Origin of the sequence: Streptomyces sp. NPDC096324 (assembly GCF_044763015.1) — a bacterium.
In the GTDB taxonomy this organism is placed as follows: Bacteria; Actinomycetota; Actinomycetes; order Streptomycetales; family Streptomycetaceae; genus Streptomyces.
The window spans coordinates 478,321-495,304 of the sequence record NZ_JBIWFK010000007.1; the positions used below are offsets into that span (position 1 = coordinate 478,321).

At 71.2% G+C, this 16,984-nt stretch carries 14 protein-coding genes; 8 read left to right on the forward strand and 6 right to left on the reverse strand.

The genetic code is table 11. The annotated features are described in order from the left end of the window. Positions 1-322: 322 nt before the first annotated feature. From ACIQ7M_RS22010 to ACIQ7M_RS22040, 7 genes are all read left to right on the forward strand, one after another. Positions 323-1,606, forward strand: coding sequence for a ubiquitin-like domain-containing protein (locus tag ACIQ7M_RS22010; RefSeq protein ID WP_403646984.1), 1,284 nt, complete (start codon positions 323-325; stop codon positions 1,604-1,606). 60 nt (positions 1,607-1,666) lie between these two features. Continuing rightward, positions 1,667-2,620: a 16S rRNA (adenine(1518)-N(6)/adenine(1519)-N(6))-dimethyltransferase RsmA gene (gene rsmA, locus ACIQ7M_RS22015; RefSeq protein WP_403646779.1), complete on the forward strand. Its 954-nt coding sequence runs from the start codon at positions 1,667-1,669 to the stop codon at positions 2,618-2,620. Then, positions 2,617-3,519 carry a 4-(cytidine 5'-diphospho)-2-C-methyl-D-erythritol kinase gene (locus tag ACIQ7M_RS22020; protein ID WP_403646782.1) on the forward strand — a complete coding sequence of 301 codons (903 nt, stop codon included), beginning with the start codon at positions 2,617-2,619 and terminating at the stop codon, positions 3,517-3,519. The genes rsmA and ACIQ7M_RS22020 overlap by 4 nt, the downstream gene beginning before the upstream one ends. Positions 3,520-3,613: 94 nt before the next feature. Continuing rightward, positions 3,614-5,419, forward strand: a complete 1,806-nt coding sequence (locus tag ACIQ7M_RS22025; protein WP_386981888.1) for an ABC-F family ATP-binding cassette domain-containing protein — start codon at positions 3,614-3,616, stop codon at positions 5,417-5,419. Between the two features lie 429 nt (positions 5,420-5,848). After that, on the forward strand, positions 5,849-7,699 hold the full coding sequence (locus tag ACIQ7M_RS22030; protein ID WP_403646786.1) for a PQQ-binding-like beta-propeller repeat protein: 1,851 nt from the start codon (positions 5,849-5,851) through the stop codon (positions 7,697-7,699). 79 nt (positions 7,700-7,778) lie between these two features. Beyond that, complete coding sequence (locus tag ACIQ7M_RS22035; protein WP_403646789.1) at positions 7,779-9,689, forward strand: PQQ-binding-like beta-propeller repeat protein; 1,911 nt, start codon at positions 7,779-7,781, stop codon at positions 9,687-9,689. A 300-nt stretch (positions 9,690-9,989) separates the two neighbouring features. Beyond that, positions 9,990-10,697, forward strand: a complete 708-nt coding sequence (locus ACIQ7M_RS22040; RefSeq protein WP_355761122.1) for a response regulator transcription factor — start codon at positions 9,990-9,992, stop codon at positions 10,695-10,697. Between the two features lie 36 nt (positions 10,698-10,733). On the opposite strand, the gene ACIQ7M_RS22045 is transcribed toward ACIQ7M_RS22040, so the two are convergent. From ACIQ7M_RS22045 to ACIQ7M_RS22055, 3 genes are read right to left on the reverse strand one after another with little or no spacing between them, the layout of a single operon-like run. Continuing rightward, a complete protein-coding gene (locus ACIQ7M_RS22045) occupies positions 10,734-11,630 on the reverse strand; it encodes an NAD(P)-dependent oxidoreductase (protein ID WP_355761119.1) in 897 nt (298 codons plus the stop codon). Positions 11,631-11,634: 4 nt separating this feature from the next. Further along, entirely contained in the window at positions 11,635-11,832 is a 198-nt protein-coding gene (locus tag ACIQ7M_RS22050) for a DUF397 domain-containing protein (protein ID WP_403646794.1), read from the reverse strand. 9 nt (positions 11,833-11,841) lie between these two features. Continuing rightward, the gene (locus ACIQ7M_RS22055) at positions 11,842-12,693 is read right to left on the reverse strand and encodes a helix-turn-helix domain-containing protein (protein WP_403646797.1); all 852 of its coding nucleotides are present in this window, start codon (positions 12,691-12,693) and stop codon (positions 11,842-11,844) included. 247 nt (positions 12,694-12,940) lie between these two features. Here ACIQ7M_RS22055 and ACIQ7M_RS22060 point away from each other — a divergent pair, with 247 nt between their 5' ends. Beyond that, the gene (locus tag ACIQ7M_RS22060; protein WP_403646800.1) at positions 12,941-13,366 is read left to right on the forward strand and encodes an ATP-binding protein; all 426 of its coding nucleotides are present in this window, start codon (positions 12,941-12,943) and stop codon (positions 13,364-13,366) included. On the opposite strand, the gene ACIQ7M_RS22065 is transcribed toward ACIQ7M_RS22060, so the two are convergent. From ACIQ7M_RS22065 to ACIQ7M_RS22075, 3 genes are all read right to left on the reverse strand, one after another. Next, a complete protein-coding gene (locus ACIQ7M_RS22065) occupies positions 13,347-14,642 on the reverse strand; it encodes a M48 family metallopeptidase (RefSeq protein ID WP_403646803.1) in 1,296 nt (431 codons plus the stop codon). The two genes, ACIQ7M_RS22060 and ACIQ7M_RS22065, sit on opposite strands and share 20 nt — an antisense overlap. A gap of 188 nt (positions 14,643-14,830) precedes the next feature. Beyond that, positions 14,831-15,148: a hypothetical protein gene (locus tag ACIQ7M_RS22070; RefSeq protein WP_403646806.1), complete on the reverse strand. Its 318-nt coding sequence runs from the start codon at positions 15,146-15,148 to the stop codon at positions 14,831-14,833. Positions 15,149-15,199: 51 nt separating this feature from the next. Continuing rightward, positions 15,200-16,900, reverse strand: a complete 1,701-nt coding sequence (locus ACIQ7M_RS22075; protein WP_403646809.1) for a sodium:solute symporter family protein — start codon at positions 16,898-16,900, stop codon at positions 15,200-15,202. Positions 16,901-16,984: the final 84 nt, after the last annotated feature.

Consider the following 16,984-nt stretch of genomic DNA (forward strand, 5'->3'; position numbering starts at 1 on the left):
CGGCCACCTCGCCCGTGCTGGCCACCTCGGCTACGAGGGCCACCCCAGCCGCGAAGGCCACTCCGGCCATCAGGGCCACCCCGGCCACTTCAGCCACGAGGGCCACCTCGACCGCCCCGGTCATGAGGGCCACCCCGGCCACCCCGGCCACGAGGCCCCCTCCGTCGCGTACGACCGGTACCCCGGCTCCCCGGCGTACCGGGGGACCCACCAGCCGTACGGCACCGTCTCCCCGGAGTCCTGGGGTCCCGCCTACGCGCCGCGTGCCGCCGGGCCCGCGGTGCCGGAGGCGCCCCCCGCCGTCCTGTACGCCGTACAGGACGTGCCCGGCGCACGGGGTGGACGCAGCGTGCCGGTCGCGCCCGACGCGCCGACCGAGCCCCGCCTGCCGCGCACTCTGGCGGACACCCCGGTCGCCGGCACCGACGGCGGGCGGGAAGGCGGGCGCGGTACGGGCGGCCGGGCCGAGGCACGGCGTGCGGCCCGGCGCAGGCGGGGTCCCGGGCGCCCCGAGGCCCAGGCCCTGCGCCGGCTGCTCCCGCAGGCCCTGGTCGTGGCCTTCCTGGCCGGCGGCACCTCGGCGTTCGTCGCCAACGACAAGGCGATCGAGCTCAGCGTCGACGGCAGACCGCGCACCCTGCACACCTTCGCGGACGACGTGACGGAACTGCTCGCCGACGAGGGAGTCACGGTGGGCCCGCACGACATGGTCGCGCCGCCCCCCGGCACCGCCCTCGCCGGCGGGGACGAGGTCGCCGTGCGCTACGGGCGTCCGGTGCACCTCACCATCGACGGGGAACGGCGCAGGGTGTGGACGACGGCGCACACCGTGGACGGAGCGCTCGGCCAACTGGGGGTGCGTGCCGAGGGCGCCCATCTGTCGGCCTCGCGCTCCCGGCGCATCGGGCGCGAAGGGCTGGAGCTCGCCGTACGGACCGAACGCGCGGTCACGGTCATGGCCGACGGCCGGGCACGGACGATCCGCACCAACGCGGCGAGCGTCGCGGAGGCCGTGCGGGAGGCCGGGATCACCCTGCACGGACAGGACATGACCTCCGTACCGGCCGGGAGCTTCCCGCGGGACGGGCAGACGGTCACCGTCCTGCGCGTCACCGGGGCCAGGGAGGTCCGCGAGGAACGGATTCCGTTCGAGGTGCGGCGGGCGGACGACGACTCGCTGTTCAAGGGCGTCGAGGTCGTCGACCACCCCGGCAGATACGGGGCGCGGCGCCTCACCTACACGCTGCGCACCGTCAACGGCGTCAGGCAACGGCCCCGGCTCGATGACTCCGAGGTGGTGCGGGAGCCGCAGCCCCGGATGGTCAGGGTCGGCACGAAGCCGCATCCTCAGTCCCGCGGCGGCGCCGACCACCTGAACTGGGCGAGCCTCGCCGCCTGCGAGTCCGGCGGCCGGCCCGGCGCCGTGGATCCGTCCGGCACCTACGGCGGCCTCTACCAGTTCGACACCCGAACCTGGCACACCCTCGGCGGCAGCGGCCGCCCCCAGGACGCCTCGGCCGAGGAACAGACACGCAGGGCCAAGAAGCTGTACATGCGCCGCGGGGCGACCCCCTGGCCGCACTGCGGACCGCGCCTGCACCGCTGACACCCGTGGCGCCGGGCCGGGGCCGCGCGGCCCGGGTCCGGCCCCCCGTACCCTTGGCTCGTGACCAGCCCCACCTCCGACGCCCTCCTGGGCCCCGCCGAGATCCGCGAACTCGCGGCCGTCCTCGGCGTACGGCCCACCAAGCAGCGCGGCCAGAACTTTGTGATCGACGCGAACACCGTGCGCCGCATCGTGCGGACCGCTGAGGTGCGGCCCGACGACGTCGTCGTGGAGGTGGGCCCCGGCCTCGGCTCGCTGACGCTCGGCCTGCTGGAGACGGCCGACCGGGTCGTCGCCGTCGAGATCGACGACGTCCTCGCGAGCGCGCTCCCGGCGACGGTCCAGGCTCGTATGCCGCAGCGCGCCGACCGGTTCGCGCTGGTGCACTCCGACGCCATGCAGGTCCAGGAACTGCCGGGCCCGCCGCCCACCGCGCTGGTCGCGAACCTCCCGTACAACGTCGCCGTACCCGTGCTGCTGCACATGCTCGACACCTTCCCGACCATCGAGCGCACCCTCGTGATGGTCCAGGCGGAGGTCGCCGACCGGCTCGCCGCCCCGCCCGGCTCGAAGGTGTACGGCGTGCCGTCGGTGAAGGCGAACTGGTACGCGGACGTGAAGCGGGCCGGCTCCATCGGGCGCAACGTCTTCTGGCCGGCGCCCAACGTCGACAGCGGTCTCGTGGCCCTCACCCGGCGCGCCGAGCCGATCAGCACGACCGCCACGAAGCGCGAGGTGTTCGCCGCGGTGGACGCCGCCTTCGCCCAGCGCCGCAAGACGCTGCGCGCCGCCCTCGCCGGGTGGGCCGGTTCCGCGCCCGCCGCCGAGGCCGCGCTCGTCGCCGCCGGGATCTCGCCGCAGGCACGCGGGGAGTCGCTGACGGTCGAGGAGTTCGTCCGCATCGCGGAGAACCGCGGCAGGGCGAACGGCGGGGACACCAAGGGCGCCCGCCAGTACCCCGCCGAGAACGCCGGCGACAACGGCGCCGAGAACGAGGAGTCGAACCAGCCGTGACGGAGACGGTGACGGTACGCGTCCCTGCCAAGGTCAACGTCCAGCTCGCGGTCGGCGGCGCACGCCCCGACGGCTTCCACGACCTGGCCAACGTCTTTCTCGCGGTCGGCCTGTACGACGAGGTGACGGTCACCCCGGCGGACGAGCTGCGCGTCACCTGCGCGGGCCCGGACGCCGGCCAAGTGCCCCTCGACCGCACCAACCTCGCGGCCCGCGCCGCCCTGGAACTCGCCCGCCGCCACGGCATCGACCCCGCCGTCCACATCCACATCGCCAAGGACATCCCCGTCGCCGGCGGCATGGCCGGAGGCAGCGCTGACGGGGCGGGCGCGCTGCTCGCCTGCGACACCCTGTGGGGCACGAACAGCTCGCGCGAGGAACTCCTCGACATCTGCGCCGAGTTGGGCAGCGATGTGCCGTTCTCCCTGGTGGGCGGGGCGGCGCTCGGTACCGGCCGCGGCGAGAAGCTGCGCCTCCTGGACGTCGGCGGGACCTTCCACTGGGTGTTCGCGATGGCCGAGCGCGGGCTGTCCACCCCGGCTGTCTTCCGGGAGTTCGACCGGATGAACGAGGGCGTCCGCGTACCGGAGCCGGTCGCCTCGCAGGACCTGCTGGACGCGCTGGCGAAGGGCGACGCCGGAGCCCTCGCGCGCACCGTCTCCAATGACCTCCAGCCCGCCGCGCTCTCCCTCTTCCCGGCCCTCGCCGACACCCTCGCGGCGGGCCGCGCGGCCGGCGCGCTCGCCGCGCTCGTCTCCGGGTCGGGCCCGACCACGGCGTTCCTCGCGCCGGACGCGGAGTCCGCGCGGGCCATCGGCGAGGCCCTCCACGCCTCGGGCACCTGCCGCGCGGTGCGCGTCACGCGGTCCCCGGCGCCCGGAGCGACCGTGCTCGACTGAGGGGGCGCGGAACGCGCGGCGGGGGACGCCCGCCGCGCGGACTACCCTTGAGGGTCGATCGTCCGGTCGATCGTCCCCGTTGTTCAGGAGAGAAATGGCCGTCAACCTGGTCAATGTCGAGTCCGTCAGCAAGGTGTACGGCACGCGTGCGCTGCTCGACGGAGTCTCGCTCGGCGTCAGCGAGGGCGACCGCATCGGCGTGGTCGGCCGGAACGGTGACGGCAAGACCACCCTGATCCGCATGCTCGCCCGGCTGGAGGAGCCCGACACCGGCCGTGTCACGCACTCCGGCGGCCTGAACGTCGGCGTGCTCACCCAGCACGACTCGCTCGACCCCGCGGCCACCGTGCGCCACGAGGTCATCCGGGACATGGCCGACCACGAGTGGGCGGGCAACGCCAAGATCAGGGACGTACTGACGGGCCTCTTCGGCGGTCTCGACCTGCCCGGCTTCCCGCAGGGTCTCGACACCGTGATCGGCCCGCTCTCCGGTGGCGAGCGCCGCCGTATCGCACTCGCGAAGCTGCTCATCGACGAGCAGGACCTGATCGTCCTCGACGAGCCCACGAACCACCTGGACGTCGAGGGCATCGCCTGGCTCGCCGGGCACCTGCGCGAGCGCCGCTCCGCCCTGGTCTGCGTGACCCACGACCGGTGGTTCCTCGACCAGGTCTGCACCCGGATGTGGGACGTGCAGAAGGGTGCGGTCTACGAGTACGAGGGCGGCTACTCCGACTACGTGTTCGCCCGCGCCGAGCGTGAGCGCATCGCCGCGACCGAGGAGGTCAAGCGGCAGAACCTGGTCCGCAAGGAGCTGGCCTGGCTGCGCCGCGGCGCCCCGGCCCGTACCTCCAAGCCGCGCTTCCGCGTCGAGGCCGCCAACGAGCTGATCGCCGACGTGCCGCCGCCCCGCGACAAGAGCGAGCTGATGCGGTTCGCCAACTCCCGGCTCGGCAAGACCGTCTTCGAGCTGGAGGACGTGACCGTGCAGGCCGGGCCCAAGGTGCTGCTCAAGCACCTGACCTGGCAGCTCGGCCCCGGCGACCGTGTCGGCCTGGTGGGCGTGAACGGCGCGGGCAAGACCTCCCTGCTGCGGGCCCTCGCCGAGGCCGCCCGCACCGAGGGCGAGAAGCAGCCCGCCGCCGGCCGTATCGTCACCGGCAAGACCGTCAAGCTCGCCTACCTCTCCCAGGAGGTCGGCGAACTCGACCCCACCTGGCGGGTCCTCCAGGCGGTCCAGGCCGTCCGCGACCGCGTCGACCTCGGCAAGGGCCGCGAGATGACCGCGGGGCAGCTCTGCGAGACGTTCGGCTTCAACAAGGAGAAGCAGTGGACGCCGGTCGGGGACCTCAGCGGTGGTGAGCGCCGTCGGCTGCAGATCCTGCGCCTGCTGATGGACGAGCCCAACGTCCTCTTCCTCGACGAGCCGACGAACGACCTCGACATCGAGACCCTCACCCAGCTCGAGGACCTCCTCGACGGCTGGCCCGGCTCCATGATCGTGATCTCCCACGACCGCTTCTTCATCGAGCGCACCACGGACAACGTGTTCGCGCTCCTCGGCGACGCCACCCTGCGGATGCTTCCGCGCGGTATCGACGAGTACCTGGAGCGGCGCAAGAAGATGGAGGAGGCGGCCGCGGCCACCGTGCTCGCCGCCGCTCCCGCCCCGGCGAAGGCCGCGTCGGCCGCCGACGCCCGCGCCGCGAAGAAGGAGCTCCAGAAGATCGAGCGGCAGCTCGACAAGATCTCCGAGAAGGAGACGAAGCTGCACGCCCAGATCGCCGACAACGCCACCGACTTCGGCAAGGTCGCCCAACTCGACGCCGAACTGCGCGAGTTGGCGGGCGAGCGGGAGGAACTGGAAATGCGCTGGCTGGAGCTGGCGGAAGACGCGTGAGGCCTGGGGCCTGTCTGGCAGCCCCTGGGTCGTGTCCGGCCCAGGGGTGACCGCCCCTCGTGCGACGTGCGGTGGCTCCCCGGCGCGGAGGCACCGCACAGCCGGCGCGCGCGTCCGGCGTGCAAGGCCCGCACAAAGGGCGCGCAAGTGCCGCCAGGCGCCCCCGAGTTGTCGAAAGTGCCCCTCGCGGCGCCCCCGCCTGGCCGGTGAACTCGCCCGGCGTGCCCGGCGTGAAGGGCACGTGAAGACGCGTAACGGCGGCATCACAGCCCGGTCCTCCCTTGGGAACAGGGCGCGCACCGACCCCCTGCCCGCGCCCCCCGGAGTGATAGAAAGAGCCGTCTGAGAACAGTCTGAGATCCACCGGACGAGGCGCGAATCGGGCGCCGCCGGTGGAGGGGTCACATCAGTGAAGAGGGGGACGCGCTGATGAGTCAGCCGCCGAGTCAGCCGCCGCAGGGCGGTTTCGGAGCACCGCAGGACCAGCCGCCGACGGGTGGTGCCGGCGCATCGCCCGACCCGCGGTCGCAGGGGGGTTTCGGCGCACCGCAGAGCACGCCCCCGAACACGCCTCCCGCGCCGCAGGGCACGCCCCCTCCTCCCGCGCAGCCGCCCGCGCCCCAGAACACCCCGCCCGCCGGACCCCCGCAGCCCGGCTACGGATACCCGCAGCAGCCCGGTCCCTACACCCAGCCGGGCCCGTACGGACAGCCGCAGCAGCAGGGCCCCTACGGACAGCCCGGGCCGTACGGATACGGGCAGCAGCAGGGGTACGGCTATCCGCCCCAGGCGCCCTACCCCGGCGGACCCGGCACTCCGCAGCCCGGCGGTCCCGGCGGCTCGAAGAACCCGTTCAAGGGGAAGCCCGCGCTCGTCGTCGCCGCGGCGGTGGCGGGCCTGCTCGTCGTCGGCGGCACCGTGTGGGCCGTCACCGGCGGTGGTGACGGCAAGAAGCCCGTCGCCGAGGAGAGCCCGAGCCACAGCCCGTCCGCGTCCGCGCCCGCCTCGGACGATCCGGTCAACCCCGGCGACGGCAGCGGTGACGGCGGCGAGGAGAACGACGACCTGAACGCCGGCCGCAAGGCGGGCGAGGCGAAGGTCCTCTGGTACAAGTCGGCGCCGGACGCGCCCGGTTCGGGCGCGGACGCCCCCGGGATGTGGATCACCGGCAAGGCGGCGGTGAAGGCGGCGTACAAGCAGCTCTTCGCGTTCGACGTGGACGGCGGCAAGCCCGCCTGGCCCGCGCTGACCTTCCCGCAGAAGATCTGCGCGGTCACCCCGCAGAAGACGGCCGACGACAAGGTCGTCATCGCCTACATGAGCGGTTCCGCCAGCAGCGCGAAGTGCAACCAGCTCCAGCAGGTCGACCTGAACACCGGAGCCAAGGGCTGGACCGCGCAGGTCGCGGAGGGCGACCTGTTCGACAGCACGCTCTCGCTCGAACTGTCGATCACCGGGAAGACGCTGACGGTCGGCCGTTCGATGTCGGGAACGGCGTACGACGTCACCGGCGGCAAGAAGCTGTGGGACAAGAAGAAGTACGGCGCCGGCTGCTATCCGGCGGGATTCGCGGGCGGCGCCAAGCTGCTGGCCGTCTCGTCCTGCGGGGCCGGCAGCAGCACCGAGCACGACGAGGTGCAGGAACTGGACCCGGCCACCGGCAAGGCCCGTTGGACGAAGAAGTTCCCCAAGGGCTGGCGGGTCGGGCGTGCCTACTCCGTGGACCCGGTCGTGCTCTACCTGACGAACGACGCGAAGAAGAAGTTCAACATCACCGTCCTGAAGGACAACGGCGACCCGCGCTCCGAGCTCAGCAGCGACGACGGCTTCGCGCCCGAGTGCGGCTTCGCGATCCTCGACCGCGACCTGGCGGGCTGCTTCGGCGCCGTCGCCGACGCGGACACGCTCTATCTGCCGACCGAGGCGAAGACCGGCCCCAACGAGATCGTCGCGTTCAACCTCGCGACCGGCAAGGAGAAGTGGCGCGTCAAGTCCCCGACGGACGCGACGATGATGCCGATGAAGACGGACGGCGGCGCGCTCGTCGCCTACGTCGAGGCGTCGTACGACGGGGGCGGCCGCGTCGTGTCGATCCCGACGGGCGGGACGAGTCACACGCCCACGAACCTCCTCCAGAACCCGCAGGGCACCGCGGCCATCGAGGCCGGCTTCTACTCCAAGGCCGTCGACTTCGTGGACGGACGCTTCTACATCTCCACGACCCGGCTGACGGGCAACGACGAGGCGAAGGAGAAGCTGATGCTGGCCTACGGCAAGTGACCGACGCCTCCGCCCCGTTCCGTCGCGTCCCGCACGCGCACAGGCCCGCCGTCCCTTCTTATCCCGAGGTATTCACGTCATGAGTCAGCCGCCCCCGCCGCCCAACGAGCCCCCGAAGGGCTTCGGCGCACCGCAGGAACCCTCCCCGGGCTCTCAGCAGAATCCGGGCGGGGCAGACCCCGAGCCCGGCGGTTTCGGCGCCCCGCAGGACCCGCCCGCGCAGGGCTTCGGCGCTCCGCAGGACCCGCCCGCCGGCGGTTTCGGCCCGCCGACTCCTCCGCCCGCCGCCGCGGGCCCCGGCTACGGCTATCCCCAGACGCCCCCGCCGGCGTCCCCGCAGCAGCCGTACGGCTACCCGCAGACGCCGCCCCCGGGCCAGCCGGGCTACGGCTACCCGGGCCAGCCGCAGGCTCCGTACGGCGCTCCCGGCCAGCCGCAGGCTCCGTACGGCGCCGCCGGACAGCCCAGCCCGTACGGCTACCCGCAGCCGCAGACCATGCCGATGCAGCCGCAGGCCCCGCAGGCGAGCGGCGGCGGGAAGATCAACGCCCAGCTCCTCATCATCGTGGCGGCCGTCGTGGTCGTCGCCCTGATCGTCGGCGGCGGCTTCCTGTACTCGCAGCGCTCCGACGGGGGCAACAAGCACGACGTCGGGAAGTCGGGCGGCGTCACCGGCGGCGACGGGGACGACAAGGGCGGTGACAAGAAGGGCACCGGCGGCGGGGAGAAGGCGCCGGCGAACACCAACTCCAACCTGCTCTTCCAGATCCCCGCTCCGGCCGTGCCGAAGGGCATCACCAGCGTGGCCACGTCCGGCTCCTGGCTCACCGACAAGGTGTACGCCAAGACCGGCAACGCCGAGATCAACGGTTACGACCCGAAGACCGGTGCCAAGACCTGGACGATCAAGCTCCCCGGCCCGGTGTGCCAGGCCAGCCTGCACAGCACGGACGCCAACCGCTCGGCGATCATCTACGAGCCGGCCATGCCCACCAAGACGCAGCCCTCGCACGGATGCACCCAGCTCGCCGCGATCGATCTCGACGCGGGCGCCAAGCTCTGGACCCGGACGATCAAGTCCGGTGACCAGGAGATCAACCTCGACAACGTGACGATCAGCGGGAGTACGGTCGCCGCGGGCAGCACGGGTGGCGGCGGAGCGTTCGACATCTCCACCGGCAAGGCGCTGTGGGCGCCCAAGACGGGCGACAGCTGCTACGACTCCGGTTACGGCGGCGGCGCGAAGCTGGTCGCGGTCCGTAAGTGCGGCGAGTACGGCAGCACGCGCCAGCTCCACATCCAGACCATCGACCCGAAGTCCGGGAAGGTGATCTCCGAGTACAAGATGTCGCCCGGCATCGAGTACGCCAGCGTCGTTTCGACCGACCCGCTGGTCGTCGCGGCCGACGTCGGCGACTCCGCCGGTGACGGCAGCGGCATCTCGGACTTCTTCTCCATCGACAACAAGACCGGCAAGCTGCGGGCGAAGATCTCGGCCCCGGGCAAGACGTACGCGGCCAAGTGCGACGGCATCACCAAGATCGAGTTCTGCAAGTCGCTCGCCGTCGGCAACGACAAGCTGTACATCCCGACCGAGGAGCACGACGGCTCCGGTGAATACAGCCGGACCAACGAGATCGTCGCCTTCGACCTGGCCACCGGGAAGCAGACGGGTCAGCGCGCGGACGCGGGCGACGGCTACAGCATCACCCCGCTGCGCATGGACGGCACCAGCCTCCTCGCGTACAAGCGGCCGCCGTACGACAAGGGCGGGCAGATCGTCAGCATCGACGGAACCTCCTTCAAGGAGACGACGCTGATGGAGAACCCGGCTACCCAGTCGACGCGTGACGCGGAGTCGAGCATGCTCCCGGACTACGCCGAGATCCTCTACGCCGACGGCCGGCTGTACATGTCCCAGGTCTACGCGGACAAGCCGACCTCCGCGACGGACAAGGCGTACCTGGCGATCGCCTTCGGAACGAAGTAACCGTCACCTTTCGAGTGAAGCAAAGTGATCATCTTCGAAAGAACGCGGTGATCGTTTCCCCGGATTGATTTGTCCGGGCCGAAACACCGCGTGCGGCCCCGTCCCTGGTCAGGGACGGGGCCGCACGCGTACCCCGCATCACTTCCTATTGGTTGGGATTTCGATATTCCGGGGCACTTCTCTCCAGTAGGGGAAGCGCAACGTCGAACAAGCGTGTAGCTTCCGGGGGATGGAGAGCCGGGGGGCTCCTAAGCCACGGGGAACCAGTGGGGATGCTCGGGGGGACTGGGGGGTTGCCTGATGGGAGTCCGGCTCATGGTGGTCGACGACCACCGACTGCTCGCCGAGGCGTTGGCCTCGGCTCTGAAGCTGCGCGGGCACCGGGTGCTCGCCGCGGCGGCGCCCGCCGCGGGGGCGGCGGAGCTGGTGATCACACGGGCACCCGAGGTGTGCCTGATCGGCACGGCGACACCCGCCGAGCCGGGGATCTTCGATCCGGTGGTGCGGATCAAGCGGGAGCGTCCGCAGGTGGCGGTCCTGGTGCTCGGACCGGTGCCGAACCCGCGCGGGATCGCCGCCGCGTTCGCCGCCGGCGCCTCCGGGTACGTACGCCATGACGAGCGCATCGAGGGTGTCGAACGCGCGATCATGAAGGCGAGGGCGGGCGAGGCGGCCGTGGCCCCGCAACTGCTCCAGGGCGCCTTCAGCGAACTGCTCAATCCCGCCGCCCAGCCCGACGACGAGGGCCAGCGGCTGCTCCAGATGCTCACACCCCGCGAGGTGGAGGTCCTGGTGCGGGTCGCCGACGGCGAGGACACCCGGCTCATCGCGGCCGGAATGGGCATCGCCCCGTCCACGGCCCGCACCCACGTCCAGCGGGTCCTGATGAAACTGGGTGTGGGCTCCCGCCTGGAAGCGGCGGCACTCGCGGCCCGCACCGGGCTGCTGGACCGGGCGGGCCCGATCCCGGCCCAGAGTCCCCACGGTCCCGCGGACACCGTCCACTGAGGCGTACGGGCTCCACGGGTCCATGAGCCGACGGTGCTACGAGGAGGGGGGCCTGCCCTCCTCGAAGCTCGCGAAGTACGCGGCGGCCATGTCCTCGTCCCCGTGACCGAGGGCGCCGGCGCGGCCGAAGCGTTCGGCGGCTGCCTCGGCCACGTCGAGCCGTACGCCGTGTCGCTGCCCCGCCCGCACGATCAGACGGGCGTCCTTCTCGGCGGTGGTGACGGCGAAGCTGGCCGGGGACAGCCGGTCCTCCAGGACGAGGTCGGCCTTGGCCCGCAGGTAGCCCATGTCGAGCGGCCCGCCCGCGATGAGGCCGAAGAAGTCCTCCGGGTCCACCCCGAGGCCCTTGGCCAGGGCGAGCACCTCGCCGGTCGCGGCCGTCGCGGCGAGGACCCAGCTGTTGGCGACGAGCTTGAGCCGGGTGGCGCTGCCCGCCGCGCCGTCCTCGCCGGTCCACACCGTCCGGGCGCCGACGGCGTCGAAGACCGGCGTCACGGTGTCGCGGGCCGCGCTCGGGCCGGCGGCGAGCACGGTGAGCTGCCCGGCCTCGGCGGGTGCGCGCGTCCCGAGGACGGGTGCGTCGAAGAAGGGGAGCTCGTGCGCGCCGGCGAACTCGGCGAGGTCGCCCAGGGCTTCGGTCCCGGCGGTCGTGGACTGCACCCAGACGGCTCCCGCGCGCAGCCCGGGTGCGGCCCGGCGCATGACGTCGAGGGCGGCCGGGCCGTCGTGGAGGATGGTCAGGACGACGTCGGCGCCCCGCACGGCCTCCTCAGGGGTGTCCGCGACGTGCGCGCCGTCGGCGGCCAGCGGCTCGGCCTTGTCCCGCGTACGGTTCCAGACCCGCACACCGTGCCCGGCCCGCACGAGATTCCGGGCCATGGCGGCCCCCATGATGCCGGTGCCGAGAACACTGACAGTGAGTTTGTCGGTCATGGGGTCAGCCTTCCCCGTGGATCCCGTTCTTTATGTGGTTCAGGAGATGGACAAGGGCGCCCGGGGCGGTCGAGAGACGGGTGTCCGGGGTGTCGCTCTCACGGAGGTGGACGAGGCTGGGGGTGGCGGCGAGTTCGAGGCAGTCGTTGCCCTCACCGCCACCGGAGAAGGAGGACTTCTGCCAGTTGGCGGGGTTGGCCATGACGTTGCCTCACAGTTCCTTCGCCAGCTTGCGGATGAAGTCGCGCGAGCGCCCGGGGTTCAGTGACGATTCCTCAACCCTAAGGAAGAGTGTTCGGAAGTGGGCCAGTTGGGCCTCGGAATCGATGAACCCGGTGCCGTGTGGCGCGTCGCGTACGACGGTGTCCAAACGGGGCACAGGACCTCCGAGATGGCCCATCGCACTGCCGGCGCCGGCGAAGCCGTCCACTTCGAAGGGGATGACTCGAACGGTGACGTGCTCCGATTCGGAGTGCTCCAGGACGTGTTCCAACTGGGCTCGCGCGATCGCACGGTCGCCCACACGGATCCGTAGCGCGGCCTCATGGATCACGGCTTCGTAGCGGATCGGGTCGGGTCGGTCGATGACCACGCGGCGCTTCATCCGGTGGCTCACCCGGGCGTCGACCTCGTTCCGAGGGAGTTCGGGCGCCATGTACGAGAAGAGGGCGCGCGCGTAGTCCTCCGTCTGTAGAAGTCCCGGAACGTGAATGACGGCCACGTCGTGGCGGAACGCCGCGTGGTGGTCGAGCTCGGACAAGTCGAGAAACGAGGTGGGCAGTACGCCTCGATACTCCTCCCACCAGCCCCTCGTACGGTCCGCCGCCATCCCGGCGAGGGCGTCGATCAACTCCTCGTCCGCGCAAGCGCAGTGAGCCGCCAGCCTGCGCAGACGTTCCTCGTTGATACCTGAGCTGCCTGCTTCGATCTGGCTCATGTGGGTCGAGCTGGAGCCGAGCAGCCCTGCAACTTCCCGCGCGGACTTGCCTGCGGCTTCCCGCAGTCGGCGCAGTTCGGTGCCCAGGCGTACCTGCCGTGCCGTGGGCTGATTCCGCATCGTCATCCCGTGCCGCCTCCTCAATGACCCTGAAAGCGGGCAAGGTTGCCTTCCCCGTTCGAGTGTCAGATTACGCGTGAGGGTTGCAGGGGTAGGAATTCCTACCCTACCGTCAGTGACGCGACGCACACGCTGCGGAACCTCGGGGTACCCGGAAGCGCACCACGCCGTCCTGCCACGACGGCCGTGACACTGCCACCGCCCGCGCCCGAAGCGACCTCTCGACTCCCCACACCTGAACCGGAGTTCACGCATGTCCGCAACCGAACCCTGGACCTACGCGCTGCACATCCCCCACGACACCCGCGCCGTCACCGTCTGCCGTCGTACCGTGCGCCTGGTCCTGACCCTGCACGGCCTGATCCGTCTCGCGGACGTCGCCGAGCTGCTGGCGGCGGAGCTGGTCTCCAACGCCGTACGGCATACGAAGGGCCCGGCGGCCCTGCGGCTGGCCTGGCGGGGCGGGGTGCTGCGGATCGGAGCCTGGGACGCGAGCCCGCTGCCGCCGCCGTACGACCTGCCGGTCGCCTCCGACGCCGAAGCGGGCCGGGGCCTGGTCCTGGTCCGCGCCTGCGCCGACGACTGGGGCTGGCATCCACTGCGCCAGGGCGGCGACACCGGCAAGTACGTGTGGTGCGAGCTGGCGGCGGCCCAGCTCGTCAGTAGCCGTCCCGGATGATCTGGCGGGCCACCCTTGCGCGCGCGACGGCCAGTTCACCGGTGATCCGGTGCTCCCTTTCGGTGTCGGTCGTGACGGCCGGGGGCACGGGTTCGCCGATCAGCAGGCAGGCGTGGCGCAGATGGGTCGGCGGGTGGGAGTCGTCGACGCTGTGACCTCTCAGGACACCGGCCCGGCGCTGACGGTCGCGCTCGTGGTCCGGCACGGACGCCAGGTCCGCGGCGAGACGCTCCCACAGCCCGTCCGTCAGGTCGGCGGACGCCCCTGTGCGGCGCGGGCCGCTCAGGGCCGCGAGGTTGACCTCGCGGCGCAGCGTCACGGCGGCCGAGTCCGCGATCAGCAGATGGTCCATGAGTTCCAGCGCGGCCTCGGTGGAACCGGTGCGGGCGGCGACACGGTCGGCGAGGTATTCGGCCCGCTGAGTGGCGCGCAGGGTCAGTTGGTCGAGGAGCGTCAGGATGCCGCGGACGAGCAGCCGGGGCAGGACGTAGAGCACGTTGAGCAGGAGCGTGAGCGCGCCGGTGTCGTCGAGCGGCTCGTGGTCGACCGGTTCGAAGTAGTAGTGCCAGGTGATCAGCGAACGGAAGGCGGCTGCGACGACCCGACCGTGACGGGTGTCCCCGTTGACGTAGTGGCCCATTTCGTGGCCCAGGAGCGCGATCCGCTGCTGCGGTGTGAGGGCTTCCCACAGGGGCAGCCCCAGCGTGAGGAGCCGGCGGCCCCGCACGCCGTAGCTCGCGACACTCGCGTTGATGCGGTTGTCGACGGCGATCGCGTCGACCCCGCGGGTGCCGGCCACGCGGGCGATCTCGTCGACGAGCGCGAAGAGTTCGGGCGCGTCGGCGCGGCGCAGGACGGGTGTGTCCTTCGGCAGCCCGTCGAACCGGGGCCGCAGCGACCACGCCAGTGCGAGGAGGAAGATGCCCGGGATCATGCCCCAGCCGCCCCATCCCGTGACGAGGAACCAGACGCCACCGGCGGTCACGGCCAAGGTCAGGGCGTGGACGACCAGCGAGAGCGCCACGGCGAGGAGCGAGGAGGTGTCGCGGTGGGCACTCAGGTTCCCGCCGGCGCTCAGCTCCGCCAGCAGCCGCTCACCGTGCCGCCGCGCCTGGGCGCGCCGGGCTCTGGCGAGCCGTCCCCGCTTCTCCTCCGCCCGCTCCGGATCGACGTTCCAGTCGCAGGCGGCGCACCACGTGGTGAACCGGGCGTCCGTTCGGATCTCGGTCCCGCACTCGGGGCATGGTTGAACCGTTTCCGCTGCGGCGGTGTGCATCGCTGACTCTCCCCTGCCCCACGGCCCCTCCCCAGAGGCCGTCTTGTACACGTCAGCGAAGTTGATCACAGAGTGAAGACGAGGTAAAGAGCCTGGTGAAGGTGCGCGCCATGGGCCGGGGCCGGGGCTCCCTGGGAACCCCGGCCCCGGACGCCGGGGGTCAGGCGTCGGGGGTCAGGCGTCGGGTGTCAGACCTCCGGCGGAGCCTGATCCTCGGTCGGACTCTCCGACGCCGTGGGTGGCAAGGGGCGCAGCCACAGCCACGCCAGGAAGAACAGGCCCAGGGCGAGCATGCCGAGGCCTGTCCAGAGGTTGATGTTGATGTCGCCGGCCTTGGCGAGGTCGGCGTCGGAGGCCGTGATGCCGGCGATGGTGACGATGATCCCGTAGATCACGAACAGGCCGCCGATGATGCGGCGGATGTCGAACAGACGGGCGGCGGTCGCGGACTTCTTCTCAAGGTCCGATACCTGGCGCTGCGCGTCGCTTTCCGAATAGTCGGACATGGTTTGTCTCTTCTCCCTCGTCGGGACGGGCCTGGACTCGTCGGAACGAGGTCAGAACGAGAACGGGATGTAGCAGGCGGCGGCCAGGATCATCGCGCCCCAGCCCAGCAGGGCGGGCTTGCGATACCAGGCGTCGTCACCGGCGGCGGGCGGCTCGGCCATGCCGGGGGACACCGTGCCGTAGACCAGGCCCTCCAACTCCCGCGCGGGCTTGGGGGCGGTGAAGAGCGAGACCCCGACCATCACCACGCCACCGGCCACGAAGGCGACGATCGCGGAGACGAAGTTGGCGCCCTGGTCGGAGGGGAAGCCGATGACGCCCCGCTTGTAGAGGACGAAGTAGTTCACCATCGCGGCCGTCGTGCCGGCCAGCAGGCCCCAGAAGCCCGACTTCACCGACGCCCGCTTCCAGAACATGCCGATGATGAAGACCGCGAACATCGGCACGTTGAAGAAGGAGAAGAGCGTCTGGAGGTAGCTCATGATGTTGGAGAAGGACGAGGCCAGGAAGGCCGTGCCGATCGACGCCAGGACACCGATCACCGTGATCAGCCGGCCGAAGCGGACGTAGTAGGAGTCCTCACGGTCCTTGATCACGTACTTCGCCCAGATGTCGGTCGTGAAGACCGTGTTGAAGGACGAGACGTTGGCCGCCATGCCCGCCATGAACGCGGCCAGGAGACCGGTCACCGCGATGCCGAGGACACCGTTCGGCAGCAACTCCTGCATCAGATACGGGATCGCGTCGTTGTACTGGAGATCCGAGCCGGGCGTGCCGATCTTCGGGACCAGGACGGCCGCCACCAGGCCCGGGATCATCACCAGGAACACGATGAAGATCTTCGGGTAGGCCGCGATCAGCGGGGTGCGCCGGGCCGCCGAGAGGTTCTTGGCCGACAGCGCGCGCTGCACCTCGGCGAAGTTCGTCGTCCAGTAGCCGAAGGACAGCACGAAGCCGAGGCCGAGCACGATGGTCAGCCAGTTGGCGCCCAGCGGGTTGTCGCTGCCGATCCCCGTACCGCCCCAGGCCGTCGTGAAGTCGGCGCCGTGGGTCTTGTCGAGGGAGTCGGTCAGACCGCCCCAGCCGCCCACCCGGTGCAGTCCGAGCACGGCGATCGGGATCAGGGCCGCCAGGATCACGAAGAACTGGAGCACCTCGTTGTAGATCGCGGAGGACAGACCGCCGAGCGTGATGTACGCCAGGACGAAGAACCCGGCGACCACGATGGCCACCCACTGCGGCCAGCCGAGCAGCGCCTCGACCACGATCGCGAGCGAGTAGAGGTTGACGCCGGCGATGAGGACGGCGGCGAAGGCGAACAGGACCGAACTCAGCAGGTGCGCCCATTTGTCGAAGCGCAGGAGCAGGAACTCGGGGACCGAGCGGACCTTGGAGCCGTAGTAGAACGGCATCATCACCAGGCCCAGGAACACCATCGCCGGGATGGCGCCGATCCAGTACCAGTGCACGGTGTAGACGCCGTACTGCGCGCTGTTGGCGGCCATGCCGAGGATCTCGGTGGCGCCCAGGTTGGCCGAGATGAACGCCAGGCCGGTGATCCAGGCCGGCAGTGAGCGCCCGGACAGGAAGAAGTCGAGGCTCGTCCGCACCGAGCGGCGGGCCGCGAAGCCGATGCCCAGGACGACCACGAAGTAGATGCCGAGGATTGTGTAGTCGAGTGCGTTCGTGGGGAGACGCAGCTCGGCGGCGAGCAGGGCGCCCGGTTGGGGCGGATGTGTGGGGGACTGCATCAGAACTCGCTTCGTCGCGTGAACCAGTCGGAGCGGGACGCATGCCTCCGCATTCAGGAAATACGCCCTTCCGATGGTGTCCTT